Origin of the sequence: Acidovorax sp., from assembly GCF_046294525.1 — a bacterium.
In the GTDB taxonomy this organism is placed as follows: Bacteria; Pseudomonadota; Gammaproteobacteria; order Burkholderiales; family Burkholderiaceae_C; genus Acidovorax.
In genome coordinates this window covers 80087-101576 of record NZ_JBKBKQ010000019.1, presented here as the reverse complement: position 1 = coordinate 101576, position 21490 = coordinate 80087, and the positions used below count along the sequence as shown (strand labels likewise).

At 65.3% G+C, this 21490-nt stretch carries 17 protein-coding genes and 1 pseudogene; 1 reads left to right on the top strand and 17 read right to left on the bottom strand.

What is annotated here, in order from left to right:
- Positions 1-128: 128 nt before the first annotated feature.
- Positions 129-704 (top strand): hypothetical protein, encoded by a 576-nt coding sequence (locus ACK4HJ_RS16805; protein ID WP_409833688.1) that lies wholly within the window; start codon positions 129-131, stop codon positions 702-704.
- 105 nt (positions 705-809) lie between these two features.
- Here ACK4HJ_RS16805 and ACK4HJ_RS16800 read toward each other — a convergent pair.
- The 17 genes and pseudogenes from ACK4HJ_RS16800 to ACK4HJ_RS16720 form a co-directional block, all read right to left on the bottom strand.
- Positions 810-1148, bottom strand: a pseudogene (locus ACK4HJ_RS16800) (3-keto-5-aminohexanoate cleavage protein); the annotation flags it as partial.
- Between the two features lie 26 nt (positions 1149-1174).
- Positions 1175-2296 (bottom strand): Fic family protein, encoded by a 1122-nt coding sequence (locus ACK4HJ_RS16795; protein ID WP_409833686.1) that lies wholly within the window; start codon positions 2294-2296, stop codon positions 1175-1177.
- Between the two features lie 184 nt (positions 2297-2480).
- Positions 2481-3368: a 3-keto-5-aminohexanoate cleavage protein gene (locus ACK4HJ_RS16790; protein ID WP_409833684.1), complete on the bottom strand. Its 888-nt coding sequence runs from the start codon at positions 3366-3368 to the stop codon at positions 2481-2483.
- Positions 3369-3382: 14 nt separating this feature from the next.
- Complete coding sequence (locus tag ACK4HJ_RS16785) at positions 3383-4555, bottom strand: acyl-CoA dehydrogenase family protein (protein ID WP_409833681.1); 1173 nt, start codon at positions 4553-4555, stop codon at positions 3383-3385.
- On the bottom strand, positions 4552-6486 hold the full coding sequence (locus tag ACK4HJ_RS16780; protein WP_409833680.1) for an acetyl/propionyl/methylcrotonyl-CoA carboxylase subunit alpha: 1935 nt from the start codon (positions 6484-6486) through the stop codon (positions 4552-4554). The genes ACK4HJ_RS16785 and ACK4HJ_RS16780 overlap by 4 nt, the downstream gene beginning before the upstream one ends.
- Before the next feature lie 109 nt (positions 6487-6595).
- A complete protein-coding gene (locus ACK4HJ_RS16775) occupies positions 6596-7399 on the bottom strand; it encodes an enoyl-CoA hydratase/isomerase family protein (RefSeq protein ID WP_409833678.1) in 804 nt (267 codons plus the stop codon).
- 171 nt (positions 7400-7570) lie between these two features.
- Positions 7571-8740, bottom strand: coding sequence for an acyl-CoA dehydrogenase family protein (locus ACK4HJ_RS16770; RefSeq protein ID WP_409833676.1), 1170 nt, complete (start codon positions 8738-8740; stop codon positions 7571-7573).
- 53 nt (positions 8741-8793) lie between these two features.
- On the bottom strand, positions 8794-9924 hold the full coding sequence (locus ACK4HJ_RS16765; RefSeq protein WP_409833674.1) for a DNA alkylation repair protein: 1131 nt from the start codon (positions 9922-9924) through the stop codon (positions 8794-8796).
- Between the two features lie 23 nt (positions 9925-9947).
- On the bottom strand, positions 9948-11561 hold the full coding sequence (locus ACK4HJ_RS16760) for an acyl-CoA carboxylase subunit beta (RefSeq protein ID WP_409833672.1): 1614 nt from the start codon (positions 11559-11561) through the stop codon (positions 9948-9950).
- Positions 11558-12487 carry an SDR family oxidoreductase gene (locus ACK4HJ_RS16755; protein ID WP_409833670.1) on the bottom strand — a complete coding sequence of 310 codons (930 nt, stop codon included), beginning with the start codon at positions 12485-12487 and terminating at the stop codon, positions 11558-11560. The genes ACK4HJ_RS16760 and ACK4HJ_RS16755 overlap by 4 nt, the downstream gene beginning before the upstream one ends.
- A 28-nt stretch (positions 12488-12515) precedes the next feature.
- Positions 12516-13265: a TetR/AcrR family transcriptional regulator gene (locus tag ACK4HJ_RS16750; RefSeq protein ID WP_094288829.1), complete on the bottom strand. Its 750-nt coding sequence runs from the start codon at positions 13263-13265 to the stop codon at positions 12516-12518.
- A 1178-nt stretch (positions 13266-14443) separates the two neighbouring features.
- The gene (locus ACK4HJ_RS16745) at positions 14444-15223 is read right to left on the bottom strand and encodes an enoyl-CoA hydratase (protein WP_409833668.1); all 780 of its coding nucleotides are present in this window, start codon (positions 15221-15223) and stop codon (positions 14444-14446) included.
- 82 nt (positions 15224-15305) lie between these two features.
- The gene (locus ACK4HJ_RS16740) at positions 15306-16166 is read right to left on the bottom strand and encodes an acyl-CoA thioesterase (protein ID WP_409833666.1); all 861 of its coding nucleotides are present in this window, start codon (positions 16164-16166) and stop codon (positions 15306-15308) included.
- 27 nt (positions 16167-16193) lie between these two features.
- Entirely contained in the window at positions 16194-17084 is an 891-nt protein-coding gene (locus ACK4HJ_RS16735) for an alpha/beta fold hydrolase (protein ID WP_409833664.1), read from the bottom strand.
- A gap of 217 nt (positions 17085-17301) precedes the next feature.
- Positions 17302-18501 (bottom strand): acetyl-CoA C-acyltransferase, encoded by a 1200-nt coding sequence (locus tag ACK4HJ_RS16730; RefSeq protein ID WP_409833662.1) that lies wholly within the window; start codon positions 18499-18501, stop codon positions 17302-17304.
- A 12-nt stretch (positions 18502-18513) separates the two neighbouring features.
- Positions 18514-19023, bottom strand: a complete 510-nt coding sequence (locus ACK4HJ_RS16725; RefSeq protein ID WP_409833660.1) for a DUF4442 domain-containing protein — start codon at positions 19021-19023, stop codon at positions 18514-18516.
- An 11-nt stretch (positions 19024-19034) separates the two neighbouring features.
- Positions 19035-21437: a 3-hydroxyacyl-CoA dehydrogenase NAD-binding domain-containing protein gene (locus ACK4HJ_RS16720; RefSeq protein ID WP_409833658.1), complete on the bottom strand. Its 2403-nt coding sequence runs from the start codon at positions 21435-21437 to the stop codon at positions 19035-19037.
- Between the last annotated feature and the right edge of the window lie 53 nt (positions 21438-21490).

The following is a 21490-nucleotide window of genomic DNA, read 5'->3' as shown; positions in this document are numbered from 1 at the left end:
GCTCTCGGTGAAGGTGTCGGCTCCGCGCATGGATGGCTTGTCTTGTGGTCGGGGGCCTTGATTGTCGTGGCTGTGTCTCAGCGGCGGAGGGACTGCGAGAGGTATTTCAGCAGCCTGCTAGTGAAAAAATGGCCTACTTCATAGAGGTCTCACGCAAGGGGGCACGGCTGATCTACAGTCCGATTAGCAAAATCTATGGTCGCACCCTCGTTTTGTTTGGTCTAACATTTCCGAGACATCTTCAAGAACGCCCCCAGGACGCCCAAGTTGCAATGGGAAGACTTCTTCGCACCATAGAAGATGCGTTGCAAGAAAATCTGGAAGCACATTCTCGTTGGCTAGAACTTTGCACCACACCTCATGAGGAGGCTGTGTTGGTTGATGTTATTAGCTCATCAGAAAGAGTGGCGACTACTGCATCAGCGTTGCATGGCGGCGCAGGCGGAGATGGATCTTGGCCTGCTGGCGGTGGAGGTGGAGGCGGAAACGGATTGCTAGGCAGCAGCGGCGGAAATGGCGCAGATGGTGCGGCAGTCTTTTTTCAATACGACGCGGAAGGCCAGCTGATTGATGTGGATGCATTTGTCTTGCCTGGCACCTCTACCTGGACGCCTCCTCCTAGAGTAGCTTCAATAAAAATCATCGCATGTGGTGGCGGTGGCGGCGGTGGCGGCTGCATTCCTTCAGAGATTTTGGCGGGCTAACCCGACCTATCGATACAACAACGCGGGTGTTGTCTCACCCTTGCAAGTTGATCAGTTAGCGATCAATTTGCAATGAAAAAACCAGGAGAAGGAACGCATCAGTCCTTACGGCGTGCCCGAAGCCGTCAACCCCAGCATCCCCCGCGCCTCCTGCGGCGAAGCCACCTCCCGCCCCGCATTGCGCGCGTACTCCGCCAGCTTCTCAATCAAGGGCCCGTTCGAATCCGCCTTCATCCCGTCCGGCAGATAGAACGTGTCCTCCAGCCCCGTGCGCAAATGCCCGCCCAGCTCGGCCACGCGCTGGTGCACGGGCCAGATCTCGCTGCGGCCGATGACGGTAGCTAGCCAGGGGGCGTCCTTGATCTTGAGTTTGAGCAGGATGGGTAGCAGGTCCGGGTCCGCAGGCATGCCGGATTCGACGCCCATCACAAAGTTGCATTCGCGGCGTACACGCCCCCATCCGAGGCCTTTTATCCACGCTCCCCACGCACCAACAACTCCACCAACGGCGCATTGATGAAATACAAGTGTTTGCCTTGGCTGTGCTCCTGCACCAGCCCCGCTTGGGCCAGTTGTCGTAAGTAGCGCGCTGCCGTTTGGCGCGTGATGCCCAGGTCGTTCTGCACGAATTCGATGCGCGTGTAGGGGTGGCGAAACAGGTTGTTGAGCAGGTCCTGCGAATACAGCTTGGGGGTGTCGGTTCGCATGCGGCGCTTGGTTTCGGCCATCAGGTCGCGCATGCCACCCACCAGTTGGACGGCTTGGCGCGCCGTCTGCGCCACGGCATTGAGCATGAAGACCACCCAAGCCTGCCAGCTTGCTGCACTGGCAGCCGGGTCGCCTTCCGCATCGCGCACCTCCTGCAGCAAACGGTAGTAGTCACCCTTGTACTGATTGATGTAGCGAGATAGGTACAGCACGGGCGTGTCCAGCAAGCCGGTGCGCACCAGATACAGCACACACAGAATCCGCCCGATGCGACCGTTGCCATCACTGAAAGGGTGGATGCTTTCGAACTGGTGGTGAATCAGCGCCATCTTGATGATCGGGTCCAGGTCGCTGGCCAGGTCATCGTTGATGAATTGTTCCAGCGCCTGCATGTGAGTTTGCACCTGCGAGCTGTCTTGCGGTGGCACAAAGACGGTTGCGCCGGTTTTCTCATTTTTGAGCACCGTGCCCCCACCGGTACGGAATGTCTCGCTGCTGTTCTTCAGCAACTGGAACAGCGCAATCAGCGTGCCATTGCCCAGGATGCCTTGTTGCTCTCGCATGCGGTCGAATCCGTGCCTCAGCGCCTCCCGGTAGCGCGACACCTCCTTGGCGGCGGGCGACACCCATTCGGCGATGTGCAAATCCGCCTGAAACAACTCGTCCTGCGTGGTGACATAGCTTTCCACTTCCGAACTTGCCTTGGCCTCCTGCAATGCCAAGGTGTTGATCAGAATGGCTTGGTTGGGAATGCTGGCGGCGCAACCCTTGAGTTCCGCCAGGTGGCGATGGGCCGCGACCAATGCCTTGAGCAGTTCTGGCGTCTGAAAATCGACACCCAGCGGCGGAAGCTTGGGGATGGAGTAGCTGGGTTGCAATGTCATGGAGTCATTCTGTTCGTGTCTGGAATCACGCAAAAACCGCACATGAGTGCAATGATGCGTTAAAAAAACACGATTTTCTTAACATGATTGGGTCGTCATGTTAAATAAATGATGTGCCCATGCGCGGTGTTGATCCTTCCAAGAGATGAACGACCGAAGTGAGCGATTGCCCACCAGCCGCAAGCTAGAGCACCTGTAACCCCAACATCCCCCGCGCCTCTTGTGGCGAAGCCACCTCCCGCCCCACGTTGCGCGCGTACTCCGCCAGTTTCTCAATCAGCGGCCCGTTCGAATCTGCCTTCGTCCCATCCGGCAGATAGAACGTGTCCTCCAGCCCCGTGCGCAAATGCCCGCCCAGCTCGGCCACGCGCTGGTGCACGGGCCAGATCTCGCTGCGGCCGATGACGGTGGCCTGCCAGGGGGCGTCCTTGATCTTGAGCTTGAGCAAGATGGGCAGCAGGTCCGGGTCGGCGGGCATGCCAGACTCCACGCCCATCACAAAGTTGTATTCGGGCAGACCCTGGGTGTACATGCCGGTCTGCACGTACATCTCCACGCAGCGCACGATGCCCACGTCAAAGCATTCGAACTCTGGCAGCGTGCCGGTCTCCAGCATCACGTCGATGAAGTCCTTGACCTTGGCGGGCTGGTTGTCGAACAGCATGGGCGGCCAGGCCCAGGTGCCGTTGCTGCGCACCTTCAGGTAGTTGAGCGAGCCGGCGTTGCACGCGGCCATCTCGGGGCGGGTGGCGCGCAGGCAATCCAGCGGGCCTTGGTAATTGGGGCCGACCACGCCGGTGGTCTGGTTGATGATCAAACCCGGGCAGGCCTCGCGCATGGCTTGCACGCAGTCGCGCGCGACCTGCGGGTCCCAGCTGGGCAGGTGGCCCTTGTCGGGCTCTTGGTTACGAAAGTGCACGTGGACGACGGCGGCGCCTGCGTCGTAGGCGCGGCGGGCTTCTTTGGCCAGTTGCTCGGGCGTGACGGGCACGTGGTGCTGGCCGGGGTCCGTCAGCACGCCGGTGATGGCGCAGGTGATGATGGCTTTGTTGCCGTGGTCGGTGCTGTGCATGGTGGCTGTCTCCTTCAAATGCCGAGCTGCTTGGCAGCCAGGTCTTTCATGATTTCTTCCGCACCGCCGCCAATCATCATGACCTTGACCTCGCGGTAGATGCGCTCGCTGACGGTGCCGCGCATGAAGCCCATGCCACCCAGGATCTGCACGGCCTGATCGGCGCAGAACTGCATGGTTTGGGTGGCGTGGTTCTTGAGCAGGCACACCTGCGCGACCCAATCGGGGCCAGTGCGCCCCGCATCGGCCTGCGCGGCCACGGACTCGCACCACGCAGCGGTGGACTGGATGCGCATCTGCATGTCCACCAGCTTGTGGCGGATGACTTGGTGCTCGACCAGCGCGGCGCCAAAGGTTTTACGCTGGCGGGCCCAGGCCAGGGCTTCGTCGTAGCAGGCCTCGGCAAAGCCCAGGGCCGATGCGGCCAGGCCAAAGCGCTCGCCGTTGAAGTTGGCCATGATGATGCGAAAGCCCGCGCCCTCTTCGCCCAGCAGGTAGCGGGCGGGCACGCGCACGTTGTCAAAGCGCAGATGGGCGGTGTCGGAGCAGAGCCAGCCCATCTTGTCGAGCTTGCTGCGCGACAGGCCTGCGCTGTGGCCCGGGATGAGCAGCATGGAGATGCCTGCGCTGCCCTTGCTGCCCGCTTCTCCTGTTCTGACCGCCACGGTGATCCAGTCCGCGCGCATGCCGGAAGTGATGAACACCTTTTCGCCGTTGACGATGTACTCGTCGCCCTCGCGCCGCGCCGTGGTCTTGAGCTGGGCCACGTCGGACCCGCCCCCGGGTTCGGTAATCGCCAGCGCAGCGATTTGCTCGCCCGCCAACACGGGCGGAATGACCTCAGCGCGCACAGCGTCGCTGCCATGCGCCAGCACGGGCGGCAGACCGATGTTGTGCGACAGCAGGCTGGCCAGCACACCGCCGCTGGCACCGTGGCGACTGAGCGCGCGCCACAGCGGCATGCGCAAGGCGTAGCTGGCAGGCGTGCCGCCGTACTGCTCTGGGTAGCCCAGCCCCAGCAGGCCCAGGTCGGCCGCGCGGCGGTACAGGCTGCGGGGGAATTCACCGGCCGCGTCCCACGCGTCCACATGCGGCGCGATCTCGGTGCGGGCAAAGCGGGTGACGATGTCGGTGAGGGCGGTACGGTCTTCGTCGCTCCCAGAACTTGCATCGGACGTGGCGGTCATGCGGGCGCTCCTTGCATGGCGGGTGCAAAGCGGGCCAGCACCTGGCCGGGCGACACCTGCTGGCCGGGCGCTACCAGCAGCTCGGCCACCGTGGCGGCTGCGGGGCTGGCCAGGCTGTGTTCGAGCTTCATGGATTCGATGACCACCACCGTGTCGCCCGCCGCCAGCGCCTGGCCTGCGGCCACAGGCAGTGCGACCACTTTGCCGTTGAAGGGGGCGCGCAGCTCTGCCGCACCGCCCGCCGCACCCGCGCGCGCAGCGGGTTCCCACGATGCGTCTTCCACCCAGCCGTCCACGCCGCCGGTTTGCCAGTGCCAGCGCCGAGGGCCCACCGCCACGCAGTGCACACCGCGCTGGGGCAGTTCCAAAGTCACAGGTTCTGCCCCGGCCTGCTCAATCTGCAGCCGCCCACCGCCCAACTCCCGCACGGCCACTGCATGCACTTGGCCCTCGTGGCGCAGGCGCATCGGGCGGGCGAGCGCACAGGGCAGATCGGACGACATTTTTGAAGAAAAAATGGCCCCTACCGCGCATTGGATAAGCGCTTTAAGCTCTTTTTTTAATAGCAATTCTTGCAAATCTGCGGCATGTGCGGCCAGGAACGGCACCAGCGCCTGCCCGCTGGCAAACACCGGATGCTGCAGGCAGGCCGCCAGAAACGCGCGGTTGGTGGGCAGGCCCAGCACTCGGGTGCCCTGCAGCGCGCGCACCAGGGCGGCAACAGCCTCGGCCCGCGTGGGCGCGTGCACGATGAGCTTGCCCAGCATGGCGTCGTAGTGGGGCGAGACCTCGGCGCCCTCTTCCAGCGCATGGTCAAAGCGCAGCGCGCCCATGGCCGAGCGCTCAAACGCGGTGGCTGGAGGTGCGCTGAACTGCAGCACGCGGCCGGAGTGGGGGCGGAAGTGCGCGTCTTCGGCACACAGGCGCACTTCGATGGCGTGGCCTTTCAGATGCGCCTGATCTTGCGTGAGCGGCAGCGGCTCACCCCGAGCCACTCGGATCTGCCATTCCACCAGGTCCAGCCCCGTGAGCGCTTCGGTCACCGGATGCTCCACCTGCAGGCGGGTGTTCATCTCCATCAAGAAGAATTCAGCCCCATCCAGAAGGAATTCCACCGTGCCCGCACCCACATAGCCAGCGGCCTCTGCCAGCGCCACGGCGCAGGCGCCCATGCGCTCGCGCAGTGCGGCGTCCACGGCGGGGCTGGGCGCCTCTTCAATGATCTTCTGGTGGCGGCGCTGTACGGAGCAATCGCGCTCGCCCAGGTGGATGCACTCACCGTGGGCGTCGGCAAAGACTTGCACCTCCACATGGCGCGGCTGCAGCAGTGCGCGTTCGATGAGCAGGTCGCTACAGCCAAAACCCGCCAGCGCCTCCGACCGTGCGCTGGCCAGTGCGGCGGGCAACTGCGCCAGGTCGGTGACGAGGCGCATACCGCGCCCTCCCCCGCCCGCCACGGCTTTGACCATAAGGGGCGAGCCGATGCGTGCAGCCTCGGCGGCAAAGCGCTCGTCGCTCTGGTCGTCGCCCGCATAGCCGGGCAGGCAGGGCACGCCCTGCGTCTGGGCCAACGCCTTGGCGCCAGCCTTGCTGCCCAGCGCGCGGATGGCGCCGGGCGGCGGGCCGATCCAGGTCAGGCCCGCATCGACCACGGCCTGGGCAAAGTCCGCGTTCTCGCTGAGGAAGCCATAGCCAGGGTGCACGGCATCTGCGCCGGTGGCTCGGGCGGCGGCCAGCAGCTTGTCGGTGCTCAGGTAGGTGTCGGCGCTGGCCGCTCCGCCCAACGCCACCGCCTGGGTGGCTTCGCGCACGTGCAGTGCGTTGGCGTCGGGGTCGGAGTAGACCGCGACTGTTTCGATGCCCATGCGGTGGGCGGTGTGAATCACCCGGCGGGCGATTTCGCCGCGATTGGCGATCAGTATCTTTTTCACAAGCTGTGCCCTCGCGGCTCCATCGCCCGCCTGCACGCTTCGCGTGCGCGGGCAATTTGCTTCGCCATGCCTGCGGCATGAACGCCGCGATTGGCGATCAGTATCTTTTTCATGGCTTCGCACTCCAGGGCGGCGCCTTGCGCGCAGCAAACGCCGCCAGCCCTTGCGGCGCCTCGGGGCCACGCAGCGCCTGCGAAAAGGCAATTGCCGCTTCGTCCAGCAGTGCGGGCAACGGCGTTTCGGCTTGGGCCAGCAACAAACGTTTGGTGGCGGTTACAGCTTGGGGTGCGGCGGCGGCGTGGCGTGCGATGGCAGCCCGTACAGCCGCATCCATGTCGCCCTCCACCACGTCATCGACCAGGCCCAAGCGCTGGGCGACAGCAGCATCCCAGCGCTCCCCTGTCAGCAAACACCGCCGCGCAGCAGACGGGCCAAGGCGCCGCACCACAAACGGTGCGATCTGCGCAGGCACGATGCCCAGCGTTACCTCGGGCGTGGCGAACTGCGCGCTTGTGTGGGCCAGCACATGGTCGGCACAGCACACGAGCCCAAAGCCGCCGCCCATGGCCGCACCCTCCACCGCCACGATGAGCCACTGCGGCAGCGCACACAGGGCCTGCAGCAGCGCGCCAAAGCGGCGGTTCAGTGGCACCAGCGGGTCAGCCTCGCCCACAGCCAGGGGCTGGCCAATGGTCTTGGCAAAGCCGCCCAGGCTGCCACCCGCGCAGAAGTGGCCACCCGCGCCACGCAGCACCACGCCGCGCAGGTCGGCATCAGCCACAGCGCGCTCACACGCAGTCAGCAGGGCATCCACCATGGCCTCCGACAGCGCGTTGCGGCTGGCCGGGTCGTTGAGCGTCCAGGTTTCCACGCAGCCGCTGGCCAGCGGCGCGCGGGTTATCTGTAAAGGCATGTCAGGACTCCACCGTGCTGCGCGCTACGCACGACATACGAAACTGGCGCGGCCCGGTGCCAGGGCAGCCGAGCAAGGGCCGCCCCGCAGCGAGGGCTGCGTCCCCCTGCCCGCATTGCGCAGCAATGCGAGAGCGGGGGGAAGCGACGAAGTCGCTCAGGGGGGTGTTGCTCATCTCTTGGCGATGCCCATGAGCTTGGACAGGATGCCCAGCATCACTTCATCCGCGCCCCCGCCGATGGACGCCAGCCGCCCGTCGCGGTACATGCGCGAGACCTTGTTCTCCAGCGTAAAGCCCATGCCGCCCCAGAACTGCAGACAGGTGTCGGGCACCTCGCGGTTCAGGCGGCCGGCCTTGAGCTTGGCCATGCTGGCCAGCTCCAGCACGTCCTGCCCGTTCACATACAGGTCGCAGGCGCGGTAGGTGAGTGCACGCAGCGCTTCCACCTCGGTCTTGAGCTCGGCCAGCTTGAACTGCACCCACTGCTGGTCGGCCAGCGTGCTGCCAAACAGCTTGCGCTCCTGTGCGTAGTCGATGGTCCACTGGATGCAGTGGTTCAACGATTCGAGCGTGCTGGCGGCGCACCACAGGCGCTCTTCCTGGAACTGCTGCATCTGGTAGATGAAGCCCTGCCCCTCGGCACCGATACGGTAACGCTGCGGCACGCGCACCTCGTCAAAGTAGATCAGCCCGGTGTCGCTGCTGTGCATGCCGATCTTGCGGATCTTCTGCGCCACCTCGATGCCCTTGGTGAGCTTGCCGCCCGGGCCATCCCGCATGGGCACCATCACCAGGCTCTTGTTCTTGTGCACAGGGCCTTCGCCCGTGTTGACCAGCATGCACATCCAGTCGGCCTGCAGGCTGTTGGTGATCCACATCTTCTGGCCGGTGATCACATAGTCGTCGCCGTCCTTGCGCGCCACGCTCTTGATGCCCGACACATCGCTGCCCGCCGCAGGCTCGCTCACGCCGATGCAGCCCACCATGTCGCCCGCAATCGCAGGGGCCAGAAAGTTGCGCTTGAGTTCTTCGCTGCCGTAGCGCGCCAGCGCCGGGGTGCACATGTCGGTCTGCACGCCGATGGCCATGGGGACGCCGCCGCAGTGGATGTGGCCCAGCGCCTCGGCCATGGCCAGGCTGTACGAGTAGTCCAGCCCCTGGCCGCCGTATTCCTCGGGCTTGCACAGGCCCAGCAGGCCCAGGTTGCCCATCTTCTTGAAGACCTCGTGCGCGGGGAAGATCTCGGCCGCTTCCCACTCGTCCACGTGGGGGTTGATCTCCTCGTCGATGAAGCGCTTGAGGGTCTTCTGGATCTCGCGGTGCTCGTGCGTGAACTGCATGGTGCTTGTCTCCTGCTGTTGCGTTTGTGTGTTGGTGTGCCTGCAAACCTCGATCACGAAAGCTGAAACCGCCCCAGCGGCTGGGGCCGCCCGTTGAGCACCAGCTCCACCTGGTGCACGCCGGGGTAGTGGGTGCGTGTGGTCATCTGCTGCAGCGACAGCGTCTTGCCCACCGCTACGGTGGCGCCGGGGGCGATGTCCAGCGTCTGCAGCTTGAACACCTTGGGCGCCGCACCGCCGTGGGCCTTGACGTAGTGCACCTTCAGGTCCGCCAGCACGCGCTGGGGCTGCGGCGTGGGGTTGTGCAGCTCGGCCTCGATGCGCACCTTGTCGCCAATGCGTGCGCGGGCGGGCAGCACGCGCGCGGCCCGCACATCCAGCGCCACGGCATGGCCCACGCCCAGGGCATCGAGCGCGCCAGCGTCACCGCGTTTGATGAGAAAACGCAGGCCGTAGCGCACCAGGGCTTCGCGCGGGGCGGGCGCGCCCTGCAGCCAGGCGCGCGCGGTGCCCACGGCCAGGTCGGGGTGGTCCTTGGCGATGTCGCCCAGGTGGTTGGCCACGGAGCGGCGCACGTAAGACGATGGGTCGTCCTTGAGCGCATCGAGCAGCGGCAGGGCCAGCTGCGGGTTGTTCTGGAATGCAGGCAAACGCGGCGCCCAGGGCAGGCGGGGCCGCGTGCCTTCGCTCACCAGACGGCGCACATGGGCGTTGCCGTCATGCGCCCAGTCGCGCAGCCGCGCGAGCGTGGCGCCCTGGTGGTGCAGCAGGTAGGGGCGGATGCTGAACTCGGCGGTAAAGCGCTGGGTGAGCGCGTGCTGCGCGGCCATGGCCGCCTCGAAATGTGGCAGGCCGTGTGTGCCGATGTAGATGCTGTGGGGCAGGTACAGGAAGGCGCTGTAGGGGCGGTCACCCGCATCGGGCTCACCGGCGGCATCGAGGCCCATGGGTGGGTCCATCGATTCGACCAGCACACCCAGCGCGCGCGGCACGTCTTGCGGCAGGTGTGTCTGCAGGGCCTGCGCAACGCGCTGGCCGCGCGCCATCAGCTCCAGCGATTCGTAGCCAGGCTCTACCTGCTGTAGAAACGCGGTGGTGTCGAACTTGCGCCACGCACGGCGCACCATGGCCGCGATGCGCGGCGGTACGGTGTCGTTCAGCAGGTATTTGAGAGGCTCGGCCATCGGGGAGATTGCGTGCGAAGCGCTTACATCCGTGCCACGCCAAAGCTCAGGGGCCGCAGCATGCGGGCCTGTGCCTCGGCGCAGGTGTCCAGGCAAAACGCCAGCACGGCCCGTGTGTCGCGCGGGTCGATCACGCCGTCGTCCAGCAGCAGACCGCTGGTGTAGAACGCATCGGCCTGGGCCTCGAACATGGCGACGATCTTGTCGAACTGGGCCTGCGATTCGGCCGGGTCGGGCGTGATGCCTTTGCGCGCCAGCGCCGCCTCGGTCACGATCTGCATGGTGCGTGCGGCCTGCTCGCCGCCCATCACCGCCGTCTTGGCACCGGGCCAGCTGAACAGGAAGCGCGGCCCATAACCCCGCCCGCACATGCCGTAGTTGCCCGCGCCAAAGCTGGCGCCGCACTGGATGGTGATCTGCGGCACGGTGGCGTTGGTCACGGCCTGGATCATCTTGCTGCCGTGCTTGATCATGCCGCCCTGCTCGCTGTCTTTGCCCACCATGTAGCCCGTGGTGTTCTGCAGATAGATGATGGGGTGGCCCAGCTGGCACATCCACTGGATGAAGTGCGTGGCCTTGTTGGCGCCCGCCACATCGATGGGGCCGTTGTTGCTGATGAAGCCCACGGCATGCCCGCCGATGTGGCCCTGCGCGCACAGAGTGGCCATGCCGTAGCGGGCCTTGAACTCCAGCAGCTCGGAGCCGTCCACCAGCCGCGCCATCACCTCGCGCATGTCCACGGGCTGGCGCAGGTCGGCGGACATCAGGGCCAGCAGGTCGTCACCAAGCAAGGCGGGCCCGGGTGCGCTGGGCCGCGGCGCTGCGTCCCACCCCAGCTGCGCCACCACATCACGCGCCATGCCAATGGCCTCGCGGTCGTCCTGGGCCAGGTATTCACCCAAGCCGGAGACGGCGGTGTGCATCTCGGCACCGCCCAGCTCTTCCTCCGTCGCAATCTCGCCCGTCGCGGCCCTGAGCAGCGGCGGCCCGGCCAGAAAGGCGCGCGAGCGGCCCTGCACCATGATCACCACATCCGACAAGCCGGGCATGTAAGCGCCGCCTGCGGTGCCCGAGCCGTGCTGTACGGTGATCACCGGAATGCCCGCCGCCGACAGCCGCGCGAGGTTGCGGAACAGCGAGCCGCCGTGCACGAAGGCCTCTACCCGGTAACGCATCAGGTTGGCGCCTGCGCTCTCCACCAGGTGGATGAACGGCAAGCGGTTTTGCAGCGCGATCTCCTGCACGCGCAGGATTTTTTCAAGGCCCATGGGCTGGATGGCGCCCGCCTCGATGCCCGAGTCACTGGCCACCACCATGCAGCGCACGTCGCTGACAAAGCCGATGCCCGCGACCATGCCACCACCGGGCACGGACTTCTCGGGGTCCTTCACATCCTGCAGGTAGCCCGCCAGGGTGCACAGCGGCAGCCAGGGCGCACCCGCATCCAGCAACAGCGCCACCCGCTGGCGCGGCAGCAGCTGGCCGCGTTTTTCAAACTGGGGCAGCGACCGGGCCGAGGCGGCGGCGGCACGCTCTTCCAGCGCACGCAGGGCATGAAGGCGGGCCTGCAGCGCCGCGCGGCGCTGCGTGGCCTCGGCGCTGCCTGGGTTGAATCGGGAAGTGAAGACGGCGGTCATGCGGCCTCGGTCTTGGGGGTGTGGGAAGGTGCAAACACCTGCGGCACCTGCGCGCGGTGAAAGCCGTCAAATGGCCGCACGGCCGGGTGTGCAGCGGCGGTGGCACCAGGCGGGCGCTGCGGCCAGCCCATGCGCACCTGGGGCCGTGCGCCGTCCACCCGCAGCGTGGTGCCACTGATGAAGTTGGCTGCCGGGCTGAGCAAAAAGGTGATGGCCGCCGACACCTCGGCCTCGTTGCCAAAGCGCCCGACCGGCACCGTGCGCGGCATGGCACGCAGCATGTCTGCCGCCTCGGGCGGGTAGTTGTCCATGCCGCTGGAGGCGATGTAACCCGGCGCCACGGCGTTCAAGCGCACACCGCTGTGTGCCCATTCCAGCGCCGCAGTTTCCGTCAAGCTGACCATGCCCGCACGGGCAGCCCCGCTGTGCCCCATGCCCGGCATGGAGCCCCACATGTCGGCCACGATGTTGACGATGGAGCCGCCCTGCTGCGCCATCCACTGCCGGTAGCACTCGCGCGCCATGAGAAAGCCGCCCGTGAGGTTGGTGTGCAACACCGCCTCCCAGCCCTTGGCGCTGATGGATTCGAGCGGCGACATGAACTGCCCGCCCGCGTTGTTGACCAGCGCATCGATGCGGCCCTGCGCAGCAAGGATCTGCTGCACCAGCGCCACCACGCCCTCTTCGGATCGGATGTCGCACACCTGGCACGACACGCGGCCGCCATCGGCGGTGATCTCTTCGGCCACGGCCAGCAGCTTTTCAGGTTTGCGGCCCACCAGCACCACATGCGCGCCCAGGTGCGCCAGCTCATGTGCCGTGCACCGGCCAATGCCGGAGCCGCCGCCGGTGACCACCACCACCTGCCCCTGGAACAGGCCCGGAGCAAACACAGACTGGTAGGCGTTGCGCGCGGTGGGGGCCATGGTGACTCTGCCTTGATGGGGTTGTTTGTTATGAACGGATGAACAAGGCCAGCGCCTCGTCGGTGAGCGCGTCGAGCGACTTGCCCTTCTTGGGCGAGAACCACTGCACCGCCCAGTTGAGCGCCCCAAAGATGAACAACCGCGCCACACCGGGCTCGGCCTGCAGTGCGCCCTGCTGTGCCAGCGCTTCCAGCACGGGCATCCAGGTGGCCTCGTAGCTGTCCTTGATGCGGGCAATGCCCTTGCGCTGCGCGGGCGTGAGCGAACGCCACTCGTACAGCATCACCGGGATGAAGCTGCTGCGCGGGCCGAGCAGGATCTCGAAATGGTGGCGAATGAGTGTGTGCAGCTGTTCGCGTGGTGTGGCCTTGGCGGGCAGTGCATCGAGTGCCTGCTGCTGGCTTTGCGCAGCCATGGTCATGCCCTCGCTCATCACGGCATAGAGCAGCGCGCTTTTGCTTTCGAAGTGGTAGAAGGGCGAGCCGCTGTGCATGCCCGCCGCCGCCGCAATGTCGCGCGTGCTGGTGGCGGCAAAGCCCTGGGTGCGGAAGAGTTTGGCAGCGCCGTCCATGAGTTTGCGACGGCGGTTGCCGTCGTCGAGTTCTTCGGCGGTCTTGCGGGGGCGGCCGCGCGGGCGGCGGGTGGGATCTTCGGAGGAAAGGGTTGCTTTGGGTGCGGAATTGGCGCTGGAGGAGGCTGCGGCCTTGCTGCGGGGGCGGGCCGGGGGTTTCTTGGGAGCGGGGGCGATGGCGCTGGTGCGCGGCACGGGTGAATCCATGCGGGCACGATAGCAAAACTGTATATTTTTAGCAAGCAAGTGCTTTGTAAAAATAGATAGCCTGTCTGATCGTGATCGGTATGGGATGCTATTTGCTTTGAGGCGCTTGTATGTATTGCCTGGTCCGCTACTCATTTGGAAGCTGATGGCGTGCCTGGGCGAAGGGCGGATGCCGGGAGTCGCCCGGCGCGCGAGTAACTTTCTTTCGCGTCGCCGAAAGAAAGTCACCAAAGAAAGGGCGACCCTACTGCGCGCGTCCCTCCACTGCGCTACGGGCAACCTGCGATGCTCGGACAGGGGGTGCGCCGCAGAACTCACTGCGCGCTACGCGCTCCGTTCAAACAACTGCGGCAAGTCAGTGCACGAAGTGCGTATGTCCTTCGGCACACGCACGCACCCCCTGCCCTGCGCTTCTCGGCACGCGCAGAAGGGGACCCGGGGAGCGGACATCGACACGGGCCATTGCTTCGCTACGCTGCGCTCGGCCCAGTCTTGCGGGCGCAAGCGCCACGCGCTGCGAAAGCTGGGCCGAGCAAAGCGATGGCCCGAATGGATGTCCGGCTGTTTGGATGTTCGGCTGCCCACGCCCTGCTGGCTGCGCCTGCGGCGGGGCGGTTGCGGGGTGGCATGGGCGTCGAAGCGCCCATGCTTCGTGCTCTGACTCGCCGTGGTTGTCCGAGCGGCGCGCGCAGCGCAAAGCGAGTTCCACGGCGCACCCCGCAACCGCCCCTCCGCAGGTTTGCCCCTTCGCACAGCGAAGGGGTCGCAGACTGGGGGTAGCCTTTTCTTTGGTGACTTTCTTTGGCGAAGCAAAAGAAAGTTACTCGCACGCCGGGCGACTCCCGGCTCCCGCACTCAACACGGGCATGCAGTAGCCAACGCACAAGAGCCTCGACAGGCCCAACCCGAACGGATGGGACGAGAACAAAACTGTAAAAACAATAGCTGCCAGCGCTTTCTGCGTAAGCGCCCGCAGCCAAAAAACTTCAACACCAGTGACTCAAACCGCGCTGAAATCCGGCTTACGCTTGTAGCGAAACCGACGTCGGCCTGCCACGCAGTCCACGCCGCTGACGCGCCTACCTACCTTCAGACTGCGCTGAAGTCGGGGCGGCGCTTTTACCGAAAGATCATCCAGCCCGCTACGCGGTCTGCACCGCTACCGCGGCGGCCAGATTTCAGCTCTTGCTGAAATCTGGCTTTCTCTTTTCCATAAACGCCGAGAACGCCTCCCGCGCCGCAGGCTCGCGCAGCATGCGCCCAAAGCTCTCACCCTCTTCCGCCATCACCTCCAGCACCTTCGCCTGCTGCCCGCCCTTCATCAACCGCTTGGTTTCGATGAGCGACGACAACGGCTTGGCTGCCAGCTTCTTCGCCTGCGCCTGTGCGACGCCATTGCACTCGGTCGGCGGCACCACGCGGTTGACCAGCCCCACTTCCAACGCGGCTTCGGCCATGAACGGCTCGCCCAACAGCAAGGCTTCCGCAGCGCGGTGGTACCCCAGCATCTGCGGCACCAACAGGCTGGATGCGGCCTCGGGGCACAGGCCCAGGTTGACGAACGGCATGGAGAACGCCGCGTTGTCGCCCGCATAGACCAGGTCGCAATGGAACAGCATGGTTGTGCCAATGCCCACGGCCGGGCCGCAGACCGCTGCGATCACGGGCTTGGGGAAGGTGGCGATGCCGCGCAGAAAACGGAACACGGGCGAGTCCTGCGTGGCAGGCGGCTGCTGCAAAAAGTCGCCAATGTCATTGCCTGCGCTGAAGATCGCCACGTCGCCCTGGAACACCACCACGCGCACGCTGGCATCGGCCTTGGCGGCATCGAGCGCATCGGCCATGGCGGCGTACATGTCGCGCGTGATGGAGTTCTTCTTGTCCACGCGGTTGAAGGTGATGGTGGTCACGCCCGCTTCGGAGTGAACGAGGATGTCTTGGGTAGTGGCTTCGGTCATGGTGGTGGTGGGGAAGGTTTTGGGGTCTGATAAATGGAGGTCTCAAGGAATCTTGAACGGTGCCGAGCAGCAGGCTGCCTTCCTATTCCTTGTAGTAAACGATCTGATGGCTGGTGGCGAGCATGGTGCAAGCCTCATTCCACAGCTGCACGGTCTGGTCAAAGAAACCGTTGCGGAACTCCTGCCCGCGCGCCTGGCCGAGCAAGAAGCCCGTGCCCGTGGCCTGCAGTTGCTCTGCCGTGGCGTGGAAGTACACGGTGATCGACACCGTGCCCGCAGGCACCTGGCGCGCACGGCGCAGCCACACGCGGGGGAAGAACACATCGGCCAATGCAGACAGCGCCACAAAGTCGAGCGGCCGGGGTGGTGTGTCGCGCATCCACAGTTGCGTCAGGCTGTGGTCGCCACCGCCGTCCCAGGTGCGCGGAATAAAGCCAGCGATGGGACGCATCTCATACCGGTTGAGCCACTCGACTGCCCCCGGGGGTGCCACGATGGTTTTGTGCTCTGCCGGGGGAGGCACCTCGGGCATAGGCACATCGCCCACGCTCCAGGTCTCACGGCGCACGGCCGTGACGGCGGTGGCCGTGGTAGCGACCACCTGAGCGCCGTCGGCACCGGCCTGCAGGATCGACAGCGTCCAGTGCTGGGTAGAGCGGTTGGTACGCACGGGCGTCGCCTGCACGGTGAATGCACCCGAGGTCAGCGCGCCCGCGTAGTTCACGGTGAGCGACAGCGGATCGCCCAGCCGGTCGGGGTGCTGCAGGATGGCCTGCAGCAGCGTGGCGGCGGTGATGCCACCGAACGGGCCCACCATGTTCCAGTAACCGGGGTGGGTCTGCCCTTCGTACTGACCCGTCGCGGCGGACGAGGCCGTCAGTTGCAGCGCTTCGTCCAGCGGGTGGATGGATGAAGACGAAGAAGTGGAAGCAGAGGAGGTCATGCTGCGAGTGTGCCGCGAAACGCCCCCTCAGGCCGTCGTGCCGGAGACTTCACTGCTGGGCATTCCACCCCCGCCCAGGGCGGCCAGCGCAGCCGCAGCACGCGGCCACAGGCTCTGCTGGAACTGGTCGCGAAAGAACCCGAAATGGCCGATGCGCCGCACCTGCAGATCAGCCGGCGTGATGCTCTCCACCCTGCGCTCGGTGTTGGCGTACAGGTTCACCAGGTTGTGTGTGCCGCGCAAGGTCATCAGCTCGTCGTCGGCCATCGACAAGGCGAGCACCGGGAATCGCACCGCACCGTAACTCTGTGCCACCGCTGGCCCTTCGGCGCCGACGCTGTAGGCCGGGTCCAGACACCAGCGCCGCCACTGCAGGATCACCCCCGCAGGCAGGTCGCCCACCTTCTTGAGCGTGCGCCCCGGAAAGTACCCGCACAGCCGCGTGGCCAGCGGCACCAACACCCACCAGAAGTAAGGAACGATGCGCTTGAGCTGCGGCGCGTTGTCGCGCCAGTAGCCACTGCCTGCGGCCACGCTGAGCAGGCCCGCCACCTGCTCAGGCTTTTTGAACAAGCCCGGCAACTGCGCGCCCAGGCTGTGGCCCAGCAAATACAGCGGCTGCGACGGCAGCGCGGCCTTGGCAGCAGAGATCACCGCCTCGTAGTCCTGCGCCCAGTCAAACAGGTCCGCCTTCACATCGCGCATGGCGCCCTGCAGTGAGTCGCCATGGCCTCGGTAATCAAACGTGGTGACCCGAAACCCCTGCTGCGCCATCCACAACGCAAAGGCCTCGTAATACGACTGCCGCACCCCCATCGCGCCGCCGATGACAACGCCGGCGCGCGGAGCGCCTTGGGGTTCGTAGACACGCAGTGCCAAAGACACTGCCCCGTTGACCTGCAAGGTTTGCTTGTTCATGTCTGTCTCCTTAGCTCAATGCCGATCTGCGCCAGCTTGAATGGAAAACAAAAACAGGCAGTGCACTTTCCCCCTGCCTTACACCCCACCCTCCAGGGCGTAGCGAGCGGGATCAGCTGCTAGGCGGACGGAGCACAGGAACCGGAACGTACTTCCTGTACGTGAGGATTCCGAGCACCGCCCAACGACGCAGATGACCCGCGCAGTAGCCAGCCCACTACAAAGCTTCGATGATGCCGGCGGCGCCTTGTCCTGTACCTACACACATCGTGACCATGCCGTACTTCAGCTTGTGCCGACGCAGCGCATGCACCACCGTCGCCGCACGAATCGCACCGGTGGCCCCCAATGGGTGCCCCAATGCAATCGCGCCACCCATCGGATTCACTTTCGCAGGATTCAACCCCAGCGTGTTGATCACGGCGAGCGACTGCGCCGCAAACGCCTCGTTCAGCTCATACCAGCCGATGTCATCGCTCTTCAAGCCCGCATAACGCAGCGCCGCAGGAATTGCCTCGATAGGCCCAATCCCCATGATCTCGGGCGGCACGCCGCGCGCTGCGTAGCTCACAAAACGCGCGAGAGGCGTCAGGCCAAACTGCTTCACGGCCTTTTCGCTGGCCACGATCAGCGCGCCCGCGCCATCGCTGGTCTGCGAGCTGTTGCCCGCCGTGACGCTGCCGCGCGCCGCAAACACGGGCTTGAGCTTGGCCAGGCCTTCCAGGGATGTGTCAGGGCGAGGGCCTTCGTCCAGGCTCACGGTGCGGCGCTTTTCCACCACTTCGCCGGTGGCGAGGTTAGGCGAGCGCTCCACAATTTCGATGGGGGTGATTTCGTCGCTGAACTCACCAGCCTTTTGCGCCTTGATGGCGCGCAGGTGGGATTCAAGCGCGAACGCGTCTTGTGCTTCGCGGCTCACCTTCCACTGCTGGGCGACCTTTTCGGCGGTCAGGCCCATGCCGTAGGCGATGCCTACGTTCTCGTCCTTCGCAAAAATCTCGGCGTTGAACGAGGGCTTGTTGCCGCCCATGGGCACCAGGCTCATGGACTCGGCGCCACCGGCGATCAGCACGTCGGCCTCGCCCACGCGGATGCGGTCGGCGGCCATCTGCAGGGCGGTGATGCCGGATGCGCAGAAGCGGTTCACGGTCACGCCGCCCACGGGGTGGTCGAACGCCAGGCCCACGGCGATGCGGGCCATGTTCATGCCCTGCTCGCCTTCAGGGAAAGAGCAGCCAATGATGGCGTCTTCAATCGCCTTAGGGTCCAGCGTGGGCACCTGCAGCATGGCGCTCTTGATGGCGGCGACCAGCAGGTCGTCAGGCCGGGTGTTCTTGAAATAGCCGCGGCCAGAGCGCCCAATGGGCGTGCGCGTGGCGGCGACGATGTAGGCGTCCTGGACTTGTTTTTGAGCCATGGTGAAACTCCTTCAATTCTTGGGGGGGCGGCTGGAAGGAACCCAGGCCCACGTAAATACACATTCGACCGGCTCCACACCGGCTTCGTCGGTCACGGTGACCTTCACCTGCACCTCGCCCTTGTCGCTGGCCCGCATGGCGGCGCGCTGCTCGGCTGTGAGCGTGGCCACGGCCTTGAGGCCGCCCGTGGCGCGCTTCTTGAACGCCATGGAGAGCTCCTTGGCCAGCGGCAGGCAGTCGTCGCGCACGTTCATGCCCACGACCATGCCGGTGGCCGTTTCGGCCAGCAGGTTCATGGCCGAGGCGTGCACACCACCGATGTGGTTTTGCACACGGTGCTCGTTGGCAAGATGCACTTCGACCCGCTCAGGCGTGAGCGATACGAACTTCACCCCGGCCGTGCCGGTAAAGGGCACAGCCCGGCGCAGGATGATGTTCTGCACGAACCCGCGCATGAAGGCGGGGGCCTCGTCCAGGCGCATCAGCGAGCGCTGGAGTTTGTTGGGGGCTTGGCTCGTCATGGTGATGCCGGTCAGTTGCGAACCGGCTTGCCGGTGGACAACATGCCCAGGATGCGCTCATGCGTCTTGGGCTGGGCGATCAGGTGGCAGAACACCTTGCGTTCCAGCGTGAGCAGGTATTCCTCGCTCACCAGGGCGCCGGCATCCACATCGCCGCCACAGACCACCTCGGCGATCATGGCGCCGATCTTGAAGTCATAGGCGCTGATGAAACCGCCGTCGCGCATGTTCACCAGCTGGGCCTTGATGGTGGCCAGGCCGCTGCGGCCCGCCACGGGGAACAGGCGCTTGTGCGGTGCACGCCAGCCGCTCGCAGCCATGGACTTGGCTTCGTTGATGGCGACGAACAGCAGCTCGTCTTTGTGGGGCACGATCACGTCGCTGTCCAGCAGGAAGCCCAGCTTGCGCGATTCGATGGCGCTGGTACCCACCTTGGCCATGGCCGCGGCGGTGAAGCCTTCGGTCAGGAAAGGCAGGATGTCCTTGCTGGTCGAAGCGGCCATGTTCTCGGCCGCGCGGCGGGCGATGTAGGTCAGGCCACCGGCGCCGGGCACCAGGCCCACGCCCACTTCGACCAGGCCGATGTAGCTTTCCATGTGCGCCACGCGCTTGGCCGAATACACGGCCAGCTCGCAGCCACCGCCCAGCGCCATGCCATGAATGGCCGCGACCACGGGCACCTGTGCGTAGCGAATGCGCATCATCAGGTTTTGCAGCTCTTGCTCGATGCTTTCCACCGCATCAGCGCCGCCGACCATGAAGGCGGGCATAGTGGCTTCCAGGTCCGCACCCACGCTGAAGGGGGCGTCGCCGGACCAGATGACCATGCCCTGGTACTCGGCCTCGGCCAGTTCCAGCGCTTCCATCAATGCTTCCATCACTTCGGGGCTGATGGCGTGCATCTTGTTCTTGATGCTGGCAATCAGAACCTGGCCATCAAGCGTCCAGGTGCGTAGGGCTTTCGATTCCGCAATGGTGGTGCCAGCGGTGCGCCAGTCGGGCAGGCTGGTTTCGCCCAGCAGGGCCTCGGGGAAGATCTGGCGCTCGTACACGGGCAGCTGGCGGCGGGGCACAAACTTGTTCTGCGATGCACTCCACGAACCTTGCGCGGTGTGCACGCCACCGGCCTCGGCCACGGGGCCCTTGAACACCCACTCGGGCAGCGGTGCCTTGCACAGCGCTTTGCCAGCGTCGATGTCCTCCTGGATCATCTTCGCGACTTCGAGCCAACCGGCTTCCTGCCACAGCTCGAAGGGGCCCTGCTTCATGCCGAAGCCCCAGCGCATGGCCTGATCCACGTCGCGGGCGTTGTCGGCTATTGTTGAAAGATGCACGGCAGCGTAGTGGAAGCTGTTGCGCAGAATGGCCCACAGGAACTGGCCGGGCGCACCTTCGGCGTTGCGCAGCAGGCGCAGGCGCTCGGCGGCAGGCTTCTTGAGCATGCGCGCGTACACCTCGTCGGCCTTCTGGCCGGCGGGCACGTACTCTTCGCTTTCCAGCTCAAAGCGCATCACATCGCGGCCGACTTTCTTGAAGAAACCAGCCTTGGTCTTCTGGCCCAGGTTGCCCAGTTCCAGCAGCTTCTTGAGCACGGCTGGGGTGCCAAAGCTTTCATAAAAAGGATCGGTCTCTGTGCTCAGGTTGTCCTGCAGCGTCTTGATCACGTGGGCCATGGTGTCCAGGCCCACCACGTCAGCGGTGCGGAAGGTGCCGCTCGATGCGCGGCCGAGCTTCTTGCCCGTGAGGTCGTCCACCACGTCATAGGTCAGGCCGAAGTTCTCGACTTCCTTCATCGTGGCCAGCATGCCGGCGATGCCCACGCGGTTGGCCACGAAGTTGGGCGTGTCGTGCGCACGCACGACGCCCTTGCCCAGGCCGCTGGTGACGAAGGCTTCGAGCTGGTCGAGCACTTCGGGCTGGGTGGTGGGCGTGTTGATCAGCTCCACCAGCGTCATGTAACGCGGAGGGTTGAAGAAGTGGATGCCGCAGAAACGGGGCTTGATGCTCTCGGGCAGCACTTCGCTCAATTTGGTGATCGACAGGCCCGAGGTGTTGGACGCCAGGATGGCGTGCTTGGCCACGTGGGGGGCGATCTTGGTGTACAGGTCGAGCTTCCAGTCCATGCGCTCGGCAATGGCCTCGATCACGAGGTCGCATTCCTTGAGCAGGTGCATGTGTTCTTCGTAGTTGGCCTGCTGGATCAGCGCCGCATCGTCGGCCACGCCCAGGGGCGAGGGCTTGAGCTTCTTGAGGCCTTCGACGGCCTTCGTAACGATGCCGTTCTTGGGGCCTTCCTTGGCAGGCAGGTCGAACAGCACCACGGGCACCTTGACGTTGACGAGGTGGGCGGCAATCTGCGCGCCCATCACGCCTGCGCCGAGCACGGCGACTTTTTTCACTTGGAATCGGGACATGGATTGGGTTCCTGGTTGGGGCGCTGCGCGACACCGCTGGGGTGCGCGCGGCC